Raw genomic sequence first — 18,656 nt, forward strand, 5'->3', positions numbered from 1 at the left:
GCACCGGATTGTGGTTCCGGCATTCGTGGGTTCGATTCCCATCAGTCGCCCCATTCTTTATCTAAAATCAAATAATATAATGGCGATTGTGGCGAAGTGGTTAACGCACCGGATTGTGGTTCCGGCATTCGTGGGTTCGATTCCCATCAGTCGCCCCATTATAAAATTAATTAGATTATCATATTTTTGGGGTATAGCCAAGCGGTAAGGCAACGGATTTTGATTCCGTCATGCCTAGGTTCGAATCCTAGTACCCCAGCCATACGCGGAAGTAGTTCAGTGGTAGAACACCACCTTGCCAAGGTGGGGGTCGCGAGTTCGAACCTCGTCTTCCGCTCCAATGTTTCGGCGGCATAGCCAAGTGGTAAGGCACAGGTCTGCAACACCTTTATCACCGGTTCAAATCCGGTTGCCGCCTCCAGATATTTATCAAAATCGGGTATCCGGTTTTTTTTATTTTAATTTGCGGAAGTAGTTCAGTGGTAGAACACCACCTTGCCAAGGTGGGGGTCGCGGGTTCGAACCCCGTCTTCCGCTCCAATTATACTATGCCGGTATGGCGGAATTGGCAGACGCGCACGACTCAAAATCGTGTTCCTCTGGAGTGTCGGTTCGACCCCGACTACCGGTATCATAAGGTTCTTTTGGGTTAAGATAAGAAAATTTTGAAGGTCCATAAACGTTGATATAACAACGTTTATGGACTTTTTCCATTTTAAGGGTTGCGATAGAAAACGATACGAATTGAATTTGTTTTACACAGATTTTACACAAGCTATTATTCAAAAGGATTTGTGAGATAGATTCATCTCTGGATAAGATTCCATGTGAATCCAGAATATTATCCAGGTAAGTTGATGGATACAGTAAATACAGAGGCTTGGTATTCTGGTTGTCTTCCTGGTGGATATATTTGGTGTGGTGAAGGATGTGGCGGTAGTACGGCATGTACGTCATCTAAAGCTGGCATTAATACATCAGATAATTACTGTAAAACTCATGATTGTTGTTACCATAGGAGAAATGTAAGTTATAAGGACTGCACATGTGATGCTCCATTATGTAATTGCGCTAAATCTGTGCTTGGTTCTCCATTTGCAAATAGTACAGTGCAATTGGCAAGGTGTAGTAGCTGTTAAATAACAAAAGGTCGATAATTCAAAATTATCGACCTTTTATTTTTATTGAAATAATTACCAGCTGAATATATAATCTCGATAAAAGAAGGGAGGTTTTACGATGGATTTGTTTATTATAATTTCTTTGGGCATTTTGCTTTTTGTTGTTACGAATGTCTTTGTATTTTTCTTTGCAAGAGGAAGAACTAAAAGAATGATAGCAACAGGTTTAATTATTTTACTACTCTCACCACTTATTTTATATGGATCTTTAGAATTCACAGGTATGTATGACAAGGGAAGTGGTTTTGGTGCGGCATTATTCGCATTAATTTATGGAGGACTTTACTTTCTTAATGGGATAGTAGTTATTTCATTATCATGGATGAAATCAAGCACATTATGAATTTCAATCCGCTTTTAAAAATTCCAATTTGTTTTTAAAAGCTTGTAAAAAAGGACATAACCCTTTCTTTATTCTATATAGAAAGAAAAATAAACCTTTCTATATTTCAACTAACTAGTATTAGGTTGAAAACCAAAAAGGAGGAAAAAGAAAATGGTTATTTCTAAGACAACATCGAAAAATTTCTATTGGGCAAGTATTTTGATGATGTTGATGGCACTTTTCATTGCAGGTACATCAACAGCAATTAAACAATCTGGTGTAGTTAAAGCAGATGGAAATAAACCCAATATTCACTGGGGTTCTGCCACAATGACAGTAACTCAAAACTCTGGTGCTGTAGATATTTATGGATACGCTAAAAAACACAGTTTATTAATTGGTACAACAGTACACGGCAGTTATGCAGCAAGAGGACAACGAGTTGTCACATCATTTAGTCCAGCTGCATCTACGTACTACGCTCAAGCTTATGGCGAGTATCAATCTATAGAAGTTACGGGGCGCGTTGAAATCAGCGGTTCTTAATTACACTAAATGGAGGTCTTTTATAGGTCCTCTATTTTTTAATTATGGGGGGACACGAATTGGGAGTGAACAATATATATATAACTATTTCATTTTATTTTTTAAACAAGTAATCAGGAATCCTATCTATATTCTTTCTTTCGGAGTGGGGATGTTTTACTTAGCATTAATCGTCTATTCATATTCATCGACTGATCTAATCCAGCCAATGTGCTACAGTTATCCACTTATTTAGTTCAGGGCGGGATGTTAGTCTTTATGTTTTTAGGTTTCTATGCCATAAATAATATTTATGCTAATCCGCTCTATGATCTTTATAAAAATAGGCATGGAAACACATATATGCAAATTGTCAGCTAGGAAATATAGAAAAAAGGCGCGAGTGTTGTTTAAACAATATTTTACTGCTATTTCTATGAACATTATTGCTACGGCTTATTACAATGTATACTATGATCATGCCCAGCCATTCTTATCGTAACTAGTTTCAAAACGCTATATTTTTTCATAGCATCTCGAAAAGAATTCGTATAAAATTAACACATACATGTCACGTTCAAGGAATCTATTAAAAGGTTGATATACCAGTAAATCTAAAGAGTTTATCTTGTATTGAAAATTGACAAATAAAAGGTAGGAAATTACATGACAAATATGAAATGGATTGAGGCAGCAAGCTACGAGGAAATGAGTATTATTGCAGCAAATATTTTTACAGCACAGTTAAAGCAAAATCCGACAAGTGTATTTGGAATGGCCACAGGTGGTACGCCTGAGGGTTTTTATAAGGAGCTTGTTAGTAGTTATCAAGCTGGGGAGATTTCGTTTGCTGAGGCTAAATCATTTAACTTAGATGAATATATTGGTATAGCTCCGGAAAATAAGGTAAGTTATCACTATTATATGGACGAGAATTTATTTAACCATATTGACATGAAACGTGAAAATATTCATGTACCGACTGGTGATAGTACAGATTTACAGGCTTCAGCAGTACAGTATGATGAAGCAATCGAGGGAGCAGGCGGGATAGATATTCAACTACTAGGAATTGGTGTGAATGGTCATATTGGTTTTAATGAACCTGGCTCTTCTTTTTCAGCGGGAACAAACATAGTTGAGTTAACAGAGTCTACACGTGAGGCAAATCAAATTTACTTTGATAAGCTTGAGGATGTGCCAAGTCATGCTATTACTATGGGGATTTCAACGATCCTTCAATCAAAGAAGATTGTATTACTAATTTCAGGAGCTTCAAAGCAGGAGGCAATGGATCGCTTACGTTCGGGTGAGATAACAGAAGATTTTCCTGCAAGTGCATTACATCAGCATAATGATGTAACGGTGATTTATACAGGTGTGAAATAAAATTGAGGAGCTGTTTGAAAACAGCTCCTTTATTTTTTTCTATTGGAGATTACAACGCCGCATATGACTGCAATGCCACCGATAATTTGTGAAAGAAGTAACTCCTCGTTTAGAAAAATAACGGCAAATATCGCAGAGAATAAAGGGATAAAGTTTAAGTAAATACTTGCTTTATTTGCACCTAATGCAACTACGCCGGTATTCCAGCTTAGGAAGGCAATAATCGAAGCTACAATTCCAACATACAAAATTGCACAGATTGTAGATGGTGACCATACAATAGCAACAGATGTCGTGAGGAGCTCATAAATTGTAAATGGTAGAAGCATCAAGGCTCCAAGTGCAATTGTTACAAGGAACGTAGAGTAGCCAGGAAGCTGTCCAGCAAACTGTTTGACAAGTAGGGAATAGACAGCCCAACAAAATACAGCAAACAACACGATTAAATCCCCTTTGTTGAAGGAGAAACTCAGGAGCGACTGTATTGAGCCCCCTGAAATAATAAAGAGCACACCAGTCAATGACAGCGCTGTACCGACAATTTGAAATTTTGATAAGCGCTCCTTTAAAAAGACAAAGGACAGTATGTAAATAATAATAGGTGTTGATGAGTTCATTAAGGACGCATTTATTGATGTCGTATAATGAAGACCGATATAAACAAGTGTATTAAAGCATGCAACGCCTGTGAGAGCCATTATAATGACAGCGGGCCAATTGTTCTTAATCATATGCCATTCACGCTTTGTTCGACTGTACGCAAGTGGTAAAAAGACAATAAAGGCAACACACCAACGAAGGAATGCTAGCGTAATTGGTGGGATATCGCCAGCAACAGCACGACCAATGACGAAGTTACCGCCCCAAAGAAGTGTGGCAAGTATAAGTAAAAACTGTGGAGGGAATTTCATAAGGAATCTCCTTTAATATTATTAGAAATAATGGCATCTAGATGGGGTGCAAGGTATAATACTTCCCAACCTTTACCTAATTAAGTTTCATACTATTATAGGTACATAATGTCTACTTTTGCAATGTGTGTTGTATGCTACAATAGCGTCAAGAAGAAATAGGGGGATGTAACCGATGAAAATTAGACCAAATCGATTGAAAAAAGGTGACTTAGTAGGGCTTGTTACGTTAAGTAGTGCACTAAACATGGAGCAGCTGGCACCAAAGCTTGATTTAATAGAGAGGCTCGGATTGCGCTATAAGCTAGGGCAAACAATTGGGCTGCCTGAGGGAATGCTTGCAGGATCAGATGAGCTTCGTGTTGAAGAGCTACATGCAATGGTGAAAGATCCAGAGGTAAAAGCAATACTATGTGTACGTGGTGGTTATGGCATAGGACGACTGGCAGATAAAATTGACTATGGGCTGCTAGAAGAAAATCCAAAAATCATATGGGGCTTCTCGGATGTGACCTATTTACATGTAGCCGTGAATGAATTTTCTAATTTAGTGACATTCCATGGCGCGATGCTTTCTAACCGAGAGGAACCGTTAGATGAGCTATCACAAAAAATGTTCCAACAGCTATTTACACCGATCGAAATCGAATATACCGAGGCGATTTCTCCTCTTACAACGATTACAAGGGGTGTTGTTCGAGGTGAGCTTACAGGGGGCAATATGAACCGTTTGGTAAGTACCCTTGGAACAAAATATGAGTTCGATGCACACGGGAAAATTATTCTATTCGAGGATGTAAATGAATCGATTGAACGTATTGATAATATGCTTAACCAGTTGAGACTCGCAAGAAAGCTAGAGCAGGCAGCTGGATTTGTGATAGGTAGCTTTACAGAATTAGGAGAAGAGTCAACATACGAGGATGTGCTAGCGGTGATGCGAGAATATCTAGAGCCACTAGGAAAGCCAGTGGTAGCAGGATTCAATATTGGACATTGTAGACCAAATATTAGTATTCCATTAGGCGTAGATGCGCTTTTAGATGGAAATGAAAAAGTGCTACGTATATTACCAGGCGTACAATAAGAAAGGGAGGTTGGCATAAAGCCAGCCTCCCTTTTAACGAGTGTGACAAATACTAATAAAAGTTTGGTTGCTTTAGCCATAGTTGGTCATTGGTTAAAGGTAACCGGAGTAACTAGTAATAGGTCATTGGATTGCAGTCCATGAAGTTAAATGCTTGTCAGGCACAGTTTTACACTCGTTAAGTCTCGGTTTGGAGTCTCACCGCCCCGAGCTTAGAAGTAATTTGAATCATCAAATTCGATTTGTACCTGATAGTTTTTAGCATTAATCGCATTTGATAGACGATGAGCTTCCTTTTCAAGCTCATTTGCCTGATTGCGGTATTCGGTCGGATCGTATAATGCAATACGATACAGAATGGCCTCTCCTGAGCTATGGTAAAATTCTTCTTTGTCTGAACGCCCTAAATCCTGATATAGGCTTACTTGAGAACGTAGCTGAATGGCTAACTCAATCGCCTCGACAAGTGTTAATTGCTCATCTTTAAATTGTATCGTATTTTCAATATTTGCTTTATAGATTAATTTATCAAGTAAGCGTGCATCCTTACGTACTCTAACTAGTTCAGCTTCAATGATTGAAAGCGTTCGGTCAGGCTGTTTTGGTTGCTCCCCTTTTTCTACAATAGAGTGTGAGTTACTGTGAATTTCAGAAATTAACTCCTGTGTTTTTTTATTTAAAATACTTTTTAGCTTTACTGCTTCTGCTAGTGAAATCATAAAAACCCCTCCTTATGAAATGGTTACTCTTGGATTGCTAGCTGTTAATAGTGCTACCTCAGAATCCCCACCATTTACTCTAGTAAACATTTTAGCGGCAGATTGAAGAAGTGCATGCCCATCATTTTCTGAGATGGAAGGACGTAAATAAAAGATGTGAAGCGCCTCAGTTGTCAGTTCCGATACAGCGGTCCTTGCTGAGTCGACGAATGGACTTCCAAATGCTCCGTTATCATCCTTTGAAACAATAATGTTATTAAGAGAATTATAGCGACCATTTATGCCAACATAGCCGGTCTCTTCATTGCCCTGTTCAATAATAACATCACCAGAAATATTTTCCAAATCATAAATCCCAATCGGAATCTCGTATTGAAGCGAGAAAAAATTGTTTAGATCCGCGGCTGAATGAATAGGTGTTAAATAATTTTGCTTAGCAATACGTCTCATTAAGCTTTCTGCAGAATGACGATAACGATTTGGATCTGATCCAAGCGCCTTCCAAATCTTACGCCATTCCTTAATTCCTTGACGTTCCGTTACAGGTACCTCCTGCATTTCAAAAAATAAGTTTTCCTGATATAGTCTCGTTCTTCCTTTAATCATTTGAGGAGAGTCTGATACAACAATTTTGGTATAATGGATAATGCCGATTTTTAATTCGGTGTAATTGAGTGATGGATGGAGAATGATATTCATAAAATCACCTACTATTTGTTTTGGATAATTGTATCATAAGGAGCGTGCAGAGATGAAAGTAGCCGAACTACAATCAGAATTAACGGAATATGCAAAGTCTATCGGTGTTGATAAAATCGGCTTTACAACTGCCTCGCCGTTTCACGAATTAAAAAATAGATTACGCCGTCAGCAGGAGCTCGGCTTTCAATCAGGCTTTGAGGAATCAGATGTTGAATTACGAACGGAGCCATTAAAGCTATTAGATGGTGCGGAAAGTATTATTGCTATCGCCCTTGCATACCCATCTCGTATGGAGAATGCTCCTATAGGTAAAAAAGGAGCACGTCGTGGCATTTTTTGTCGTGCGTCATGGGGTGTTGATTATCATGTAGCTGTTCGTGAGCGTTTACAGTTAATCGAGGAATGGTTAATCGCTCGAGTACCCGATGTGAAAATCAAATCTATGGTGGATACTGGAGAGCTTGTAGACCGAGCTGTTGCAGAGCGGGCTGGCATAGGCTGGAGTGGGAAAAATTGCTCCATTATTACGCCAGAATTTGGATCTTATATTTATTTAGGAGAGCTTATTACGAATATCCCATTTATCCCGGACGAGCCAATAGAGGATGAGTGTGGCGATTGTACCCTATGTATTGATGTTTGTCCAACAGGTGCAATTGTCGAGGCAGGGCAGTTAAATTCTCAGCGCTGTATTGCATTTTTGACACAAACGAAGGGCTTTTTGCCGGATGAGTTTCGGAGTAAAATAGGGAATAGAATATACGGGTGTGATACGTGCCAAACGGTGTGCCCGAAAAATAAAGGAAAGATCAACTGGCTTCATGAAGAATTTAAGCCTGATCCGGAGCTTGCAAAGCCGTTGCTACAGCCGTTACTAACGATTTCAAATAAGGAATTTAAAGCGAAATTTGGACATGTATCAGGCTCCTGGCGCGGCAAAAAGCCAATTCAACGAAATGCCATTTTAGCTCTTGCTCATTTTAAGGAAGAAGCGGCAGTGCCAGATTTGATTGATATTATGAAAAGGGATGAGCGGCCTGTTATTCGAGGCACAGCTGCATGGGCCCTTGGCAAAATTGGTGGGGATGAGGCTGCCCAAGCACTTCGAGCAGCAAAAGTTAGAGAGCAGGATCCCGAAGTACTTTTAGAAATCCAAAAAGGAATCGCATTATTATAAGAAAGAGGTCATTATTTTGCCTTTACATGTAGTTTTATATCAACCAGAAATTCCAGCAAATACAGGAAATATTGCACGTACTTGTGCAGGTACGAATACGAGCCTTCATTTAATTCGCCCACTAGGTTTTTCAACAGATGATAAGATGTTAAAGCGCGCGGGACTTGATTATTGGGAGCATGTAAATGTGGTATATCACGATTCGCTAGAGGATTTTGTAAAGTATTCTGAAGGCGGGGACGTTTATTTGATCGAAACGTATAGTGACGAGCCATTTACTACTCATGATTTTAGTGATTCAGAGCGTGATATTTACTTTATTTTTGGGAAGGAAACGACAGGTCTGCCAAAGGATTTTGCACATGAGCGCCGAGATATGTGCCTCCGTATTCCTCAAAGTGAGCACATTCGTTCATTGAATCTATCAAATACAGCAGCCATTGTTATTTATGAGGCATTACGACAGCAAAACTATCCTGGATTGAAATAGGATGAGTAGTTAATTAGATATAAATTTCCATTTAGTAGTGAATTCAAATATATACTGCGACGAGTAAGCGCAGGAGCAAACTATCCAGGGTTTTAATAGAACGAAAGAAAGTGTCTCATACGTGAGACACTTTTTTTATGGAAAGATTATTGTCGATATTAGAATGTTTTGTATAGATAATAGACTAAATTCTTGTATTAATAGAAAGTCTTCAAGACATAACAAAAACACAACTTATCAGAGAGTTGTGTTTTTAAATAGTATTATTCCCCTTCAACAGTGAAAACGATACGAATACCATTTGGATCGATTGTTGAAAATACTTGCTTGCCTCCATAACCAGGTGCTTCATCAAAGTACTCGACTACTGCTCCTGAGTTTTGCAAGGCTGCTTTCACTTCATCAGCGTAGTCTGTGTCTTTTAGAACAATTGTGTAGTATTTTAAGCCAACCGCTTCAGCAGGGGCAGGAGTGCCACCACCACTTTGCCAAGTATTTAAGCCGATATGATGATGATATTTGCCAGTAGAAATAAATAATGCTTGTGCACCGTAACGAGCAACAGCTTCATAATCCAATATATTTGTATAAAAAACTTCTGTTGCCCCTAAATCTCTTACCGATAAATGAATATGTCCCATGACAGTACCCTTAGGTAAGCCATTCCACTCCCCATCCGCTTCAGCTAAAATAGGCTGGAAATTTAGTTGCTCTGTCAACATATGCACATAGCCCTCTTTGCTCCAAGTCCATTCGTTTTCCGGGCGATCTACATAAATTTCGATTCCGTTTCCATCTGGATCGCTTAAATATAGCGCTTCACTTACATCATGGTTAGAGGCACCTAGACGAACATTATGTTGAACAAAATGCTGCACGATATTTCCTAAATCCTTTCGAGAAGGTAATAATAATGCAAAATGATAAAGACCGGTATGTCCCATACTTAGTGGCTGTGCATTTGTCACTTCGACTAATGAAACAAGACTCCTCTTTCCGTCCGTTGTTAAGTAAACCGTGTTATTTCTTTGCTCTAAAATATCAAAGCCGATAATCGTAGTATAGTATTCAATCGAGCGAGCTAAGTTAGACACCTTTAGTTGAACATGTGATGTATATAAATTTGGTTTTTGGTGAAAGTGAGTAGACAAATTAAAATCTCCTTTTTAAATTATTATTTATAAGCAACTTACTTTGTGTAACTTATTTTAATTTTTATAGCTAAAAAAGTCAAGAAAAAAAGACAACCGCCATTGGGACGATTGCCTTTTCTTAGCCGAAGCTAGTATTAGTTTTCTTTTGAAAATGGTTTACCTTCGTAACCAGCAGTGAAGATTGCAGTTAAGAATGCTGCACACACACCAAGAATTAATAATAATTTCATGGAAGCGCCCTCCTCAAGTATTAAAGAATCTCTTCTACAAGTATATCCTAAATATTAGTACTTTACTATAGATTTTTGTGGCAGAAATGGTTCAAATATAAGTTATCGGGAATACTATATAAAGGAGAAGGGGGATTGCTATGGCGAAAGATAAAGGGAAAATAATAAATGGGAACATGACGAATAATATGGAAGATGTAATTTGGCTAGGCAAGCAGATGGAAAATTTGCGAGATGGTCAAGAGCTAGCAGAGGATGATCGTATAGCAGATCCAGTACAGTTTGATCAATATGATTCCTCACCAATACAACAGGATAATCAATAAAAAAAGCCGTGATTGCTATAATTTGCAGTCACGGCTTTCAAAAATTAATTTGTTACTTTATATTCCTTTAAATCATCACGCAGCTTCGCCTTTAAAAACTTCCCTACAGAAGTTTTCGGTATTTCTTTGAGGAAAATAACATCATCTGGAATCCACCACTTAGCAAATTGTCCCTCAAGGGAAGAGATTAGATCCTCCTTCGTTGCATTTGCTCCTTCCTTTAACACAACGCATGCTAGAGGGCGCTCCTGCCACTTTTCATGTGGAATTGCGATAACAGCAGCCTCAAATACTGCAGGATGTGTCATTAATGCATTTTCTAAATCAACGGAAGAAATCCACTCACCACCAGATTTTATTAAGTCCTTCGTACGGTCAGTAATTTTTATATAACCTTCCTTTGTTAGCACCGCGATATCTCCGGTATAAAGCCAGCCATCTCGGAATGCTTCTGCAGTACGCTCATCTTTATAATACTCACTTGCAATCCACGGTCCACGTATACGCAGCTCGCCCATTGTTTTGCCATCCATAGGTACAAGACCGTTTTCATTAACGACTTCTGTTTCGATTAAAGAGACTGTTAGACCTTGTGAGGCACGTATATCAAGCAGCTCTTCTTTACTGTAATCGTCCATTTCGGTTGTATAGTTTGACATTGATACAAGTGGTGATGTTTCTGTCATACCGTAACCAACAATGTATGGTACACCTAATTTCTCTTCGTATGCTTGAATGAGTCCTTTTGGTGAAGCTGAGCCACCCGAAATAACTAAACGTAATGACGACAAGTCACGTGGGTTTTTCTCTTGCTCTGCAAGTACCCCAAGCCAAATAGTAGGAACACCAGCTGAAACTGTTACCTTTTCCTGTTCGACTAAATCTAGTAATAGCGATGGTGTAAACATCGGTCCTGGTAACACTATTTTTACACCATAATTAATAGCAGCAAATGGTAGACCCCAAGCATTTACATGGAACATTGGTACAATCGGCAGGCTAACATCACGTTCTGAAACACCGAATGATTCTGCAAGCCCAAGCCCTAGTGTATGCAATACAATACTACGATGATTATAAACAACACCTTTAGGCATGCCAGTCGTTGCGGATGTATAGCACATACCGGCTGGTAGAGTTTCTTCTAAGTCATCAGGGAATTCAAAATTTTCATCTGCCTCTGCTAATAATGCCTCATATGAATGAACATTTTCGAAGCTAGATTGCGGTGCAACCTTATCATCGTTCATCACAATAATATGCTTTACCGTTTTTAAATAGGGAATTGCAGGTTCTACTAATGGGAACAAATCACCATCAATTAATAGAATTTCATCTTCAGCATGATTAATAATATAGATAATATGTTCGGGCGCTAGACGAATATTAATCGTATGAAGGATAGCACCCGCACAAGGAATTGCAAAATATGCCTCTAAATGGCGGTGATGATTCCATGCAAAGGTACCTACTTTAGTGCCACGTGTCATCCCGAGGTTTGTTAAAGCGCTTCCAAGACGACGCGTACGCTTTGCATATTCTGCAAATGTAATGCGATGTGTCATTGTCTCACTTGTTCGAGAAACGATTAATTTATTAGGAAAATATCGCTCTGCTCGTTTTAAAAAACCGTTTAATACTAATTGTGTGTCCATCATTTCTACTCATCCCCTTTAGAAAAAATGCGTACAAGAGATAAATATTCTACATTTATTAGAATATTCCTTCTGGAAATGAGGGTTAAAAAATTAAATAATTGAAAAAGGGATGAGGCTGGGACATAAGTAAAGATTTTATAGAAATCGAGGAACACCTATAGTAAGAATTTGCTACTTCATAAATTGATTGTAGAGAAAGGGCGAGTGTAGCTGTCGGCTGCGCCTTTCGCTACAGAGCAATATTTTGTGCGACGTAAGCGTAGCGGCAGGAGCAGAGCTTCCTGGGGGAACAGCAATGTTTATTGCGACGAAAGCATAGCGACAGTCGCACGACGCCTGAGACTACAGGCTCAGGCCGTGCCCCCGGAAAGCGTCCCCGGAACGGAAATCAATTTTCTCCATACTAAGAAAACACCATTTTTCGTTGAGAAAAATGGTGTTTTCGGGTTTTGTCCCAGCCTCATCCCAAATAACCCTATATTAATGAGGTAAGTAAACAAGTTGAACGACAAATAATAGTGCAAATAAATAAAGTAACGGATGTACTTCACGTGCGCGTCCTTTTACAACCTTCATAATAGGATAAGAGATAAAACCTAACGCAATCCCGGTTGCAATGCTTGATGTTAATGGCATTGTAAGGATGATTAGAAACGCAGGGAACGCTTCATCAAACTTGTCCCATTCAATGTTTTTTACAGCTCCGATCATTAAGCTTCCAACGATAATCAGTGCTGGTGACGTAATCGCTGCAACACTTGATAGAGAAGCGACTAAAGGTCCGAAGAAGGATGCAACCAAAAATAATCCTGCAACTGTTAATGTTGTTAATCCCGTACGTCCGCCGGCAGCAACACCAGCAGAAGATTCAACAAATGCACTAGTAGGACTTGTACCAAACATAGAACCAACTGTAGTTGCTACAGAATCTGCTAAGAGCGCATGACGTGCTCTTGGTAATGTTTCACCCTTCATTAATCCAGCTTGTTTTGCTACGCCAATCATTGTTCCTGTCGTATCAAATAATGTAACTAAAATGAAGGAAAAAACGACACCATACAAGCCATAAGAAATAACATCTCCAATAGCAGTTATAGGATTCCATACTAAAATACCTTCAGGTAAGTGAGGTGGTGCAATAATACCTTCTATTTTTAGGTGCCCTGTAAGAATTGCAACAACCGATGTCGCAACCATTCCTAAAAATAATGCACCGTTCACATTTATTGCCATTAAAATAATTGTGATAGCTAATCCGAAAAGAGTTAATAGAACAGCTGGATCTGATAAATCCCCGAGCCCTACTAAGTTTGATTCATTTGCTACAACGATTTTTGACATACGTAAGCCGATAAAGGCAATGAAAAGACCAATACCAGATGTAATAGCTAGCTTTAGGTTTGTTGGAATAGCCAAAATTAATTTTTCACGGAAAGATGTTAGGCTTAGACAGATAAAAATCAAACCTGCAACAAATACAGCAGCAAATGCTGTCATATAATCAATCGTACCGTTTGAGCCTAAGACGACAGCATAGGTGAAATATGCATTCAGCCCCATCCCCGGTGCAATGGCAATTGGATAGTTTGCCATTAAGGCCATCCAAAGTGTACCGACGATTGCAGAAAGTATTGTTGCCATAAATACTTGATCGATGGGAACGCCAGCATCAGCTAAAATTATTGGATTTACTACAACAATATAAACCATCGTTAAAAAAGTTGTTAAACCTGCTAACATTTCAGTTTTTACTGTCGTATTATTTTCTTTAAGTTTAAACATAGGTGCCTCCTGTAAATACGAACATTTTTAAAAACATTTAATATAATATTCGTTTTTATGTTAGAATGCAATAGTTTTTGATAAATTTTTGCTGTTCAGTAAAAGTTGTTATAATAGAAATAGTTAGAAAAAAGGAGTGAGAGGTTTGAATTTACAATCAGTTAAAAAATTGGCTAATGGAGTAGAAATGCCTGTTTTCGGCCTTGGTGTTTATAAAATGACGGATAGCGAGGAAACGGTTAGAGCGATTACAAAGGCGCTTCAAGTAGGCTACCGTGCGATTGATACAGCATCTCTATATTATAATGAAAGAGAAGTTGGGGAGGCTATCCGCATTTCTGATATTCCACGAGAAGATATTTTCGTCACAACAAAGGTTTGGAATGCTGATCAGGGCTATGATGAAACGCTTCGAGCTTTTGAAACATCACTAAAAAAGCTTAGCATGGATTATGTGGATTTATATTTAACGCACTGGCCAGTAGAGGGGAAATATACGGAAACGTACCGAGCAATTGAACGTTTATACGACGAAAAGCTTATTCGTGTACCAGGTGTATCGAATCATCATGAGCAGCATTTACAGGAAGTACTGAAAATAGCTAATACGCCTCCAATGGTAAATCAAATTGAGGCGCATCCTTATTTATCTCAAGAGCCCTTACGTGAATTTTGTACTGAACAAGGTATAGCCTTTACAGCTTGGTCACCACTAGGGCGAGGAAATGTGCTAGCGGACTCAACATTACTGAATATCGGAGCCAAGTACGGAAAGTCAGCAGCGCAAGTGGTGCTACGATGGCATATACAAAATGATATTATCGTTATTCCAAAGTCGGTAACACCTTCTCGTATTGAAGAAAATGCAAATATTTTTGATTTTGAGCTAACAAATGAAGAAATGGAAACGATTAATGGATGTAATCGCAATCAACGCTTCGGTAAAAATCCGGATAATTTTCATTTTGATTTTTAATTCGATAGTCGAAATTTAAGGGGATAGTCGTTATAATAGTAGTCAGAAATTAGAAGGGAGATGGAATAATGACGGTATCAAAAACAATCTTATTAGAGAATGGAGTAGAAATGCCACGTATCGGATACGGTGTATTTCGTATGAAGGAGCATGAAGTTGCTTTCAACGGTGTAAAAGAAGCATTAAAGGCAGGCTACCGAGCAGTTGATACAGCAGCAATCTATCAAAATGAGGAAGCGGTAGGCGAGGCGATTAAAGCATCAGGCATCGCGCGTGAGGATCTTTTCATCACTACGAAGGTTTGGAATACGGACCAAGGCTACGATAATACATTACGAGCCTTTGAAACATCTTTAAAAAAGCTAGATTTAGATTATATCGATTTATATTTAACACATTGGCCAAAGCCAACTTTAGCCGATACATATAAGGCGATTGAACGCTTATATGACGAGAAATTAATTCGTGTGCCAGGTGTTTCGAATCATCATCAGCATCATTTAGAGGAAGTATTTGCGATAGCGAATGTGAAGCCAATGGTCAATCAAATTGAATGTCACCCGTCACTATCACAGGATTCCTTGCGTGCATTTTGTGCCGAGCATAAAATTAAATTGACAGCATGGGCTCCACTAGGAACGGGAATTGTATTTACACATCCGATTGTTCGTCAATTAGCCCAAAAATATGGCAAAACTCCAGCACAAATTGTCCTTCGTTGGCATTTAGAAATTGGTAATATCGCCATTCCAAAATCGGTAACGCCTGAACGTATAGCTGAAAACATAGATATTTATGATTTCAGCTTAGCATCTGATGAAGTAGCAGCAATTACAGCCTTAAATACATTCCACCGTACAAGCGCTGACCCTGATAATTTTGATTTTTAGGCGGGTACGCGAAGCAGGAAGAATCCAATGTGATTCTATCCTGCTTTTTTAAATATTTAAAAAGCATATGAAATCAACTGGTGATTTCATATGCTATAACGGTTACTGGTCTTTCACGACGATTTGTTTGTTTAAAAACGGATGTGTAAATGCGAGCTGAATGGCATGGAGCTCGTAGTCTCCACTTGGGGTTTGGCGTGCATTGTATAATGTATCGCCGACAATTGGATGCCCTAAATGTGCCATATGCACACGAATTTGATGCGTGCGTCCAGTTTCTAATACAAGATGTACGAGGCAAGTTCCTTTAAATCGCTTCACTACCTCGAAATGTGTCACGGCATGCTGACCGGAAGCCGACACAACTCGTCGTGTATTATGATGGCGGTCCTTGCCGATAGGTGCGTTGATCACACCGCTCTCCTGACGAATATTTCCTTGTACCTCTGCAGCATACGTACGAATAATCGATTTTTCTTCAATCATCCGGTCAAAAATCGATTTCGCGATAGGGTGCTTGGCAACTAACAGTAGCCCCTTTGTTCCTTGATCTAAACGATGGACGTGCTCTGCATATTGTCCGCCCTTCTCCTGAATATGAGCCATCACATGATTCATACATGTGTCACGGTCACCTGCTTCATTAGGATGTGTCGACATTCCTTTAGGCTTAGACACAATTAGGCAATGCTCGTCCTCGTAGCGGATTTCGACGCTACATTTGGCAGTTGGAGTATAGCTTGAAGAGGGAATAGCAAACGTAAATTGCAGCTTCGTACCAGCCGGGAGTGAATCCTTCCAATTAACTGGCGTGCCATCAAGAAGTGTAACAGCCTTCGCCATCCGTAGCTCGTGGACAATTTTCTTTCCAAGGCGCCAAGACTCCCGCAATAGCTCCTCTACAGTAATGCCCTCTTGAACAATTTCATATTGAAACATTGATAATTCCTCCATAAAATAATCGTGCCCACAATAGCGGAGCACGATTTTAAAATTAATCTAAGTTAAGACTTGCAAAAAATTGATGAATGGATTGTTTGTCGTAGTCACCAACTAATCGGTTTACTTCAGCCCCACCATTAAAATAAAGTAATGTAGGTGTTGCTTCAATACTATATTCATTAAAGCCTTGTTGATATTCTAGAACATTTAGTTGGTCGATTCTAATGTCCAGTTCCTTAGCAACAGACATTAATTTTGGTGTCATATTTTTGCAGTGTTCACATGTTGGGCTAAATAAATACGCGAATACTGGCTCACCTGATTCAATTTTTTCTTGAAGTGCGCCTGGTGTAATAATGTTTTGGTAGTTTTTATCCTCTAATAAATCAATTGTAGGCTGCTGCAAATTGTCCGTACCGTATGGGTTGTCCTTTAGTTTATCTTCATTTGACATATTTGTTAAAACAATAATAGCTACAAAAAGAACAACAACAATCCCACCGATAATTCCTAATTTCTTCAACTTACTTTTCCTCCTTTAAAACCTTTAGCATAGAAAAGCTAAAGCCCGCAATAATAATAAAAGCTGTTAACGCTAAAAATGGAATGGTAATAAAGCCGAGCCAATTAATATATTGACCAGTACATGGTACGATTCCACATGAGGGGGCACTGTCACTTAAAAAATCTAATTTTTGAATGCCATAATGATACAATGAAATGGAACCACCTATGCAAGCAAAAACCGCTGTCGTAAGTGCTATACGAGCATTTTTTTGTATGTATGCAACTGTAGACATAAGAACAATTGGATACATAAGAATCCGTTGATACCAACACATTTCACACGGTTCATATCCTCTTATCTCGGAAAAATAAAGGGAACCTAACGTTGCGATTAGGGAAACAACCCAAATAATAAGTAAACTGTTTTCGAGTTTTTTATTCATGTAATAACCCCTTGAATCCAAAGTAATTGTACTTTCTTGATTATAGAGGGTTATGAAAGATAAGTAAATTATTTAGATTAATCGGGTATAATAACAGATAATGCTAACGGAGGGAGTTTAGTATGAAGGATCATTCGAATATTACAATCTTAAAAGAAATTGCCGAGCTGTTAAATGAAGAAACAGAAATGATTCCAATGCTAAAGGGCGCATTAAGTAAATTTTTAAGCGGCACTAAATTCGATGCAGGCTGGATTTTTTTTATCGGTAAAAAGGGGAAGGCCGAGCTAGTCGTTCATGAAAATTTACCAGAGGCACTACGCTATAATCAATGTGATCATCTCCGTAAAGGTGGCTGCTGGTGTGTATCTCGTTATCGTAATGATGAATTGAAAAAGGCTTCTAATATTATAGAATGTCAGCGAATTGAAAGCGCCATTGAGGCCAATATCGGTGACCATGAGGGAATTACACATCATGCTACGGTCCCATTACAATCGGGACAAGAACGCTTTGGTCTATTAAATGTAGCATCAAAGCATACGATTCGTTTTACAGACGAAGAGCTTGAATTACTAGAATCTGTTGCATTTCAAATGGGCTCAGCGATAAAACGCATTCACTTAACGAACGAGCAGCAGGAAATCGCACTTGTGCAGGAGAGAAATAGACTAGCACGAGATTTGCATGACTCTGTGAATCAATTATTATTTTCTGTTACATTAACTTCACGGGCAGGTATTGAGATGAGTGAAGACCCTGATGTGAAGGAAACGTTCAAAGAAATTCAGCAGCTGACACAGGAAGCGTTGAATGAGATGAGGGCACTCATTTGGCAGCTTCGTCCTAGAGGTCTTGAAAGTGGACTAATGGAGGCAATCAAAGTGTATGCTGAAATGCTTGGGTTGAGGCTAACAGTAAATGTAGCGGGAGTCATTCAGTTTCCTTCTCGAATTGAGGAGACGCTATTTCGGATTGTTCAAGAGGCGCTCAATAATATTCGTCGCCATTCAGGTGTAATGGAGGCAGCTATTTATTTAACAATTACAGCAACAGGGGTGTTACTTGTCGTGAAGGATGAAGGGCGCGGCTTTGTTATTGATCACAATGTAGAAATTCCGTCCATTGGCTTACAGTCTATTAGGGACCGGGCAGAGTCGGTAGGTGGAACGGCAGATTGGGTAAGTGAGATCGGGAAAGGAACGGAACTGCTGATTCGTTTACCATACTAGGAGGGGTTAT

At 39.0% G+C, this 18,656-nt stretch carries 20 protein-coding genes and 6 tRNA genes; 16 read left to right on the forward strand and 10 right to left on the reverse strand.

Annotated features, from left to right (window positions below; translation table 11 throughout):
* Positions 1-82 precede the first annotated feature (82 nt).
* The 6 genes from V4T18_RS07900 to V4T18_RS07925 all read left to right on the forward strand — a co-directional run bounded on the left by V4T18_RS07900 (position 83) and on the right by V4T18_RS07925 (position 631).
* Positions 83-158 (forward strand) — tRNA-His (locus V4T18_RS07900).
* 29 nt (positions 159-187) lie between these two features.
* Positions 188-262 (forward strand) — tRNA-Gln (locus tag V4T18_RS07905).
* A gap of 3 nt (positions 263-265) precedes the next feature.
* Positions 266-340 (forward strand) — tRNA-Gly (locus V4T18_RS07910).
* Between the two features lie 7 nt (positions 341-347).
* Positions 348-421 (forward strand) — tRNA-Cys (locus V4T18_RS07915).
* 44 nt (positions 422-465) lie between these two features.
* A tRNA-Gly gene (locus V4T18_RS07920) sits at positions 466-540 on the forward strand.
* A 10-nt stretch (positions 541-550) separates the two neighbouring features.
* Positions 551-631: transfer RNA gene (locus V4T18_RS07925), tRNA-Leu, on the forward strand.
* A gap of 210 nt (positions 632-841) precedes the next feature.
* Here the strand turns inward: V4T18_RS07925 and V4T18_RS07930 are convergent.
* Positions 842-970: a hypothetical protein gene (locus V4T18_RS07930; RefSeq protein WP_332648466.1), complete on the reverse strand. Its 129-nt coding sequence runs from the start codon at positions 968-970 to the stop codon at positions 842-844.
* A gap of 269 nt (positions 971-1,239) precedes the next feature.
* Here V4T18_RS07930 and V4T18_RS07935 point away from each other — a divergent pair, with 269 nt between their 5' ends.
* The 3 genes from V4T18_RS07935 (at position 1,240) to nagB (ending at position 3,420) form a co-directional block, all read left to right on the forward strand.
* Positions 1,240-1,524, forward strand: a complete 285-nt coding sequence (locus tag V4T18_RS07935; RefSeq protein WP_332648468.1) for a hypothetical protein — start codon at positions 1,240-1,242, stop codon at positions 1,522-1,524.
* 153 nt (positions 1,525-1,677) lie between these two features.
* Entirely contained in the window at positions 1,678-2,052 is a 375-nt protein-coding gene (locus V4T18_RS07940) for a hypothetical protein (protein ID WP_332648469.1), read from the forward strand.
* A 654-nt stretch (positions 2,053-2,706) separates the two neighbouring features.
* A complete protein-coding gene (nagB, locus tag V4T18_RS07945) occupies positions 2,707-3,420 on the forward strand; it encodes a glucosamine-6-phosphate deaminase (RefSeq protein WP_332648721.1) in 714 nt (237 codons plus the stop codon).
* 29 nt (positions 3,421-3,449) lie between these two features.
* Here nagB and V4T18_RS07950 read toward each other — a convergent pair whose 3' ends face one another.
* Positions 3,450-4,331 carry a DMT family transporter gene (locus V4T18_RS07950; RefSeq protein ID WP_332648470.1) on the reverse strand — a complete coding sequence of 294 codons (882 nt, stop codon included), beginning with the start codon at positions 4,329-4,331 and terminating at the stop codon, positions 3,450-3,452.
* Between the two features lie 175 nt (positions 4,332-4,506).
* On the opposite strand from V4T18_RS07950, the gene V4T18_RS07955 reads away from it, so the two are divergent.
* Entirely contained in the window at positions 4,507-5,418 is a 912-nt protein-coding gene (locus V4T18_RS07955; protein ID WP_332648472.1) for a S66 peptidase family protein, read from the forward strand.
* 212 nt (positions 5,419-5,630) lie between these two features.
* Here V4T18_RS07955 and V4T18_RS07960 read toward each other — a convergent pair whose 3' ends face one another.
* Together V4T18_RS07960 and V4T18_RS07965 are read right to left on the reverse strand one after the other, a co-directional pair.
* The gene (locus V4T18_RS07960; protein ID WP_332648473.1) at positions 5,631-6,137 is read right to left on the reverse strand and encodes a DIP1984 family protein; all 507 of its coding nucleotides are present in this window, start codon (positions 6,135-6,137) and stop codon (positions 5,631-5,633) included.
* 12 nt (positions 6,138-6,149) lie between these two features.
* A complete protein-coding gene (locus tag V4T18_RS07965) occupies positions 6,150-6,836 on the reverse strand; it encodes a B3/B4 domain-containing protein (RefSeq protein ID WP_332648474.1) in 687 nt (228 codons plus the stop codon).
* A 52-nt stretch (positions 6,837-6,888) separates the two neighbouring features.
* On the opposite strand from V4T18_RS07965, the gene queG reads away from it, so the two are divergent.
* A complete protein-coding gene (gene queG / locus V4T18_RS07970; RefSeq protein ID WP_332648476.1) occupies positions 6,889-8,016 on the forward strand; it encodes a tRNA epoxyqueuosine(34) reductase QueG in 1,128 nt (375 codons plus the stop codon).
* Between the two features lie 13 nt (positions 8,017-8,029).
* Positions 8,030-8,506 (forward strand): tRNA (uridine(34)/cytosine(34)/5-carboxymethylaminomethyluridine(34)-2'-O)-methyltransferase TrmL, encoded by a 477-nt coding sequence (gene trmL, locus V4T18_RS07975; RefSeq protein ID WP_442916919.1) that lies wholly within the window; start codon positions 8,030-8,032, stop codon positions 8,504-8,506.
* A 263-nt stretch (positions 8,507-8,769) separates the two neighbouring features.
* Here trmL and V4T18_RS07980 read toward each other — a convergent pair whose 3' ends face one another.
* Complete coding sequence (locus tag V4T18_RS07980; RefSeq protein ID WP_332648479.1) at positions 8,770-9,657, reverse strand: VOC family protein; 888 nt, start codon at positions 9,655-9,657, stop codon at positions 8,770-8,772.
* 373 nt (positions 9,658-10,030) lie between these two features.
* Here V4T18_RS07980 and V4T18_RS07985 point away from each other — a divergent pair, with 373 nt between their 5' ends.
* A complete protein-coding gene (locus V4T18_RS07985; RefSeq protein ID WP_332648480.1) occupies positions 10,031-10,216 on the forward strand; it encodes a multidrug ABC transporter ATPase in 186 nt (61 codons plus the stop codon).
* A 44-nt stretch (positions 10,217-10,260) separates the two neighbouring features.
* Here V4T18_RS07985 and V4T18_RS07990 read toward each other — a convergent pair whose 3' ends face one another.
* Complete coding sequence (locus V4T18_RS07990) at positions 10,261-11,874, reverse strand: long-chain fatty acid--CoA ligase (RefSeq protein WP_332648481.1); 1,614 nt, start codon at positions 11,872-11,874, stop codon at positions 10,261-10,263.
* Between the two features lie 480 nt (positions 11,875-12,354).
* Positions 12,355-13,656 carry an NCS2 family permease gene (locus tag V4T18_RS07995; protein WP_332648483.1) on the reverse strand — a complete coding sequence of 434 codons (1,302 nt, stop codon included), beginning with the start codon at positions 13,654-13,656 and terminating at the stop codon, positions 12,355-12,357.
* Between the two features lie 145 nt (positions 13,657-13,801).
* Between V4T18_RS07995 and V4T18_RS08000 the strand changes: the two genes are divergently transcribed.
* Positions 13,802-14,632 carry an aldo/keto reductase gene (locus V4T18_RS08000; RefSeq protein ID WP_332648485.1) on the forward strand — a complete coding sequence of 277 codons (831 nt, stop codon included), beginning with the start codon at positions 13,802-13,804 and terminating at the stop codon, positions 14,630-14,632.
* A 68-nt stretch (positions 14,633-14,700) separates the two neighbouring features.
* The gene (locus V4T18_RS08005; protein ID WP_332648487.1) at positions 14,701-15,522 is read left to right on the forward strand and encodes an aldo/keto reductase; all 822 of its coding nucleotides are present in this window, start codon (positions 14,701-14,703) and stop codon (positions 15,520-15,522) included.
* A 102-nt stretch (positions 15,523-15,624) separates the two neighbouring features.
* On the opposite strand, the gene V4T18_RS08010 is transcribed toward V4T18_RS08005, so the two are convergent.
* Genes V4T18_RS08010 through V4T18_RS08020 form a run of 3 tightly spaced genes read right to left on the reverse strand, consistent with a single transcriptional unit; the run spans position 15,625 to position 17,414 of the window.
* Positions 15,625-16,461 carry an RluA family pseudouridine synthase gene (locus tag V4T18_RS08010; protein WP_332648489.1) on the reverse strand — a complete coding sequence of 279 codons (837 nt, stop codon included), beginning with the start codon at positions 16,459-16,461 and terminating at the stop codon, positions 15,625-15,627.
* Positions 16,462-16,516: 55 nt separating this feature from the next.
* Positions 16,517-16,987, reverse strand: coding sequence for a thioredoxin family protein (locus V4T18_RS08015; RefSeq protein ID WP_332648490.1), 471 nt, complete (start codon positions 16,985-16,987; stop codon positions 16,517-16,519).
* Between the two features lies 1 nt (position 16,988).
* Complete coding sequence (locus V4T18_RS08020) at positions 16,989-17,414, reverse strand: disulfide oxidoreductase (RefSeq protein WP_332648491.1); 426 nt, start codon at positions 17,412-17,414, stop codon at positions 16,989-16,991.
* A gap of 122 nt (positions 17,415-17,536) precedes the next feature.
* On the opposite strand from V4T18_RS08020, the gene V4T18_RS08025 reads away from it, so the two are divergent.
* Entirely contained in the window at positions 17,537-18,646 is a 1,110-nt protein-coding gene (locus V4T18_RS08025) for a GAF domain-containing sensor histidine kinase (protein ID WP_332648493.1), read from the forward strand.
* Positions 18,647-18,656: the final 10 nt, after the last annotated feature.

The sequence above is a fragment of the Lysinibacillus sp. 54212 genome, assembly GCF_036662795.1.
Lineage (GTDB): Bacteria > Bacillota > Bacilli > Bacillales_A > Planococcaceae > Lysinibacillus_B.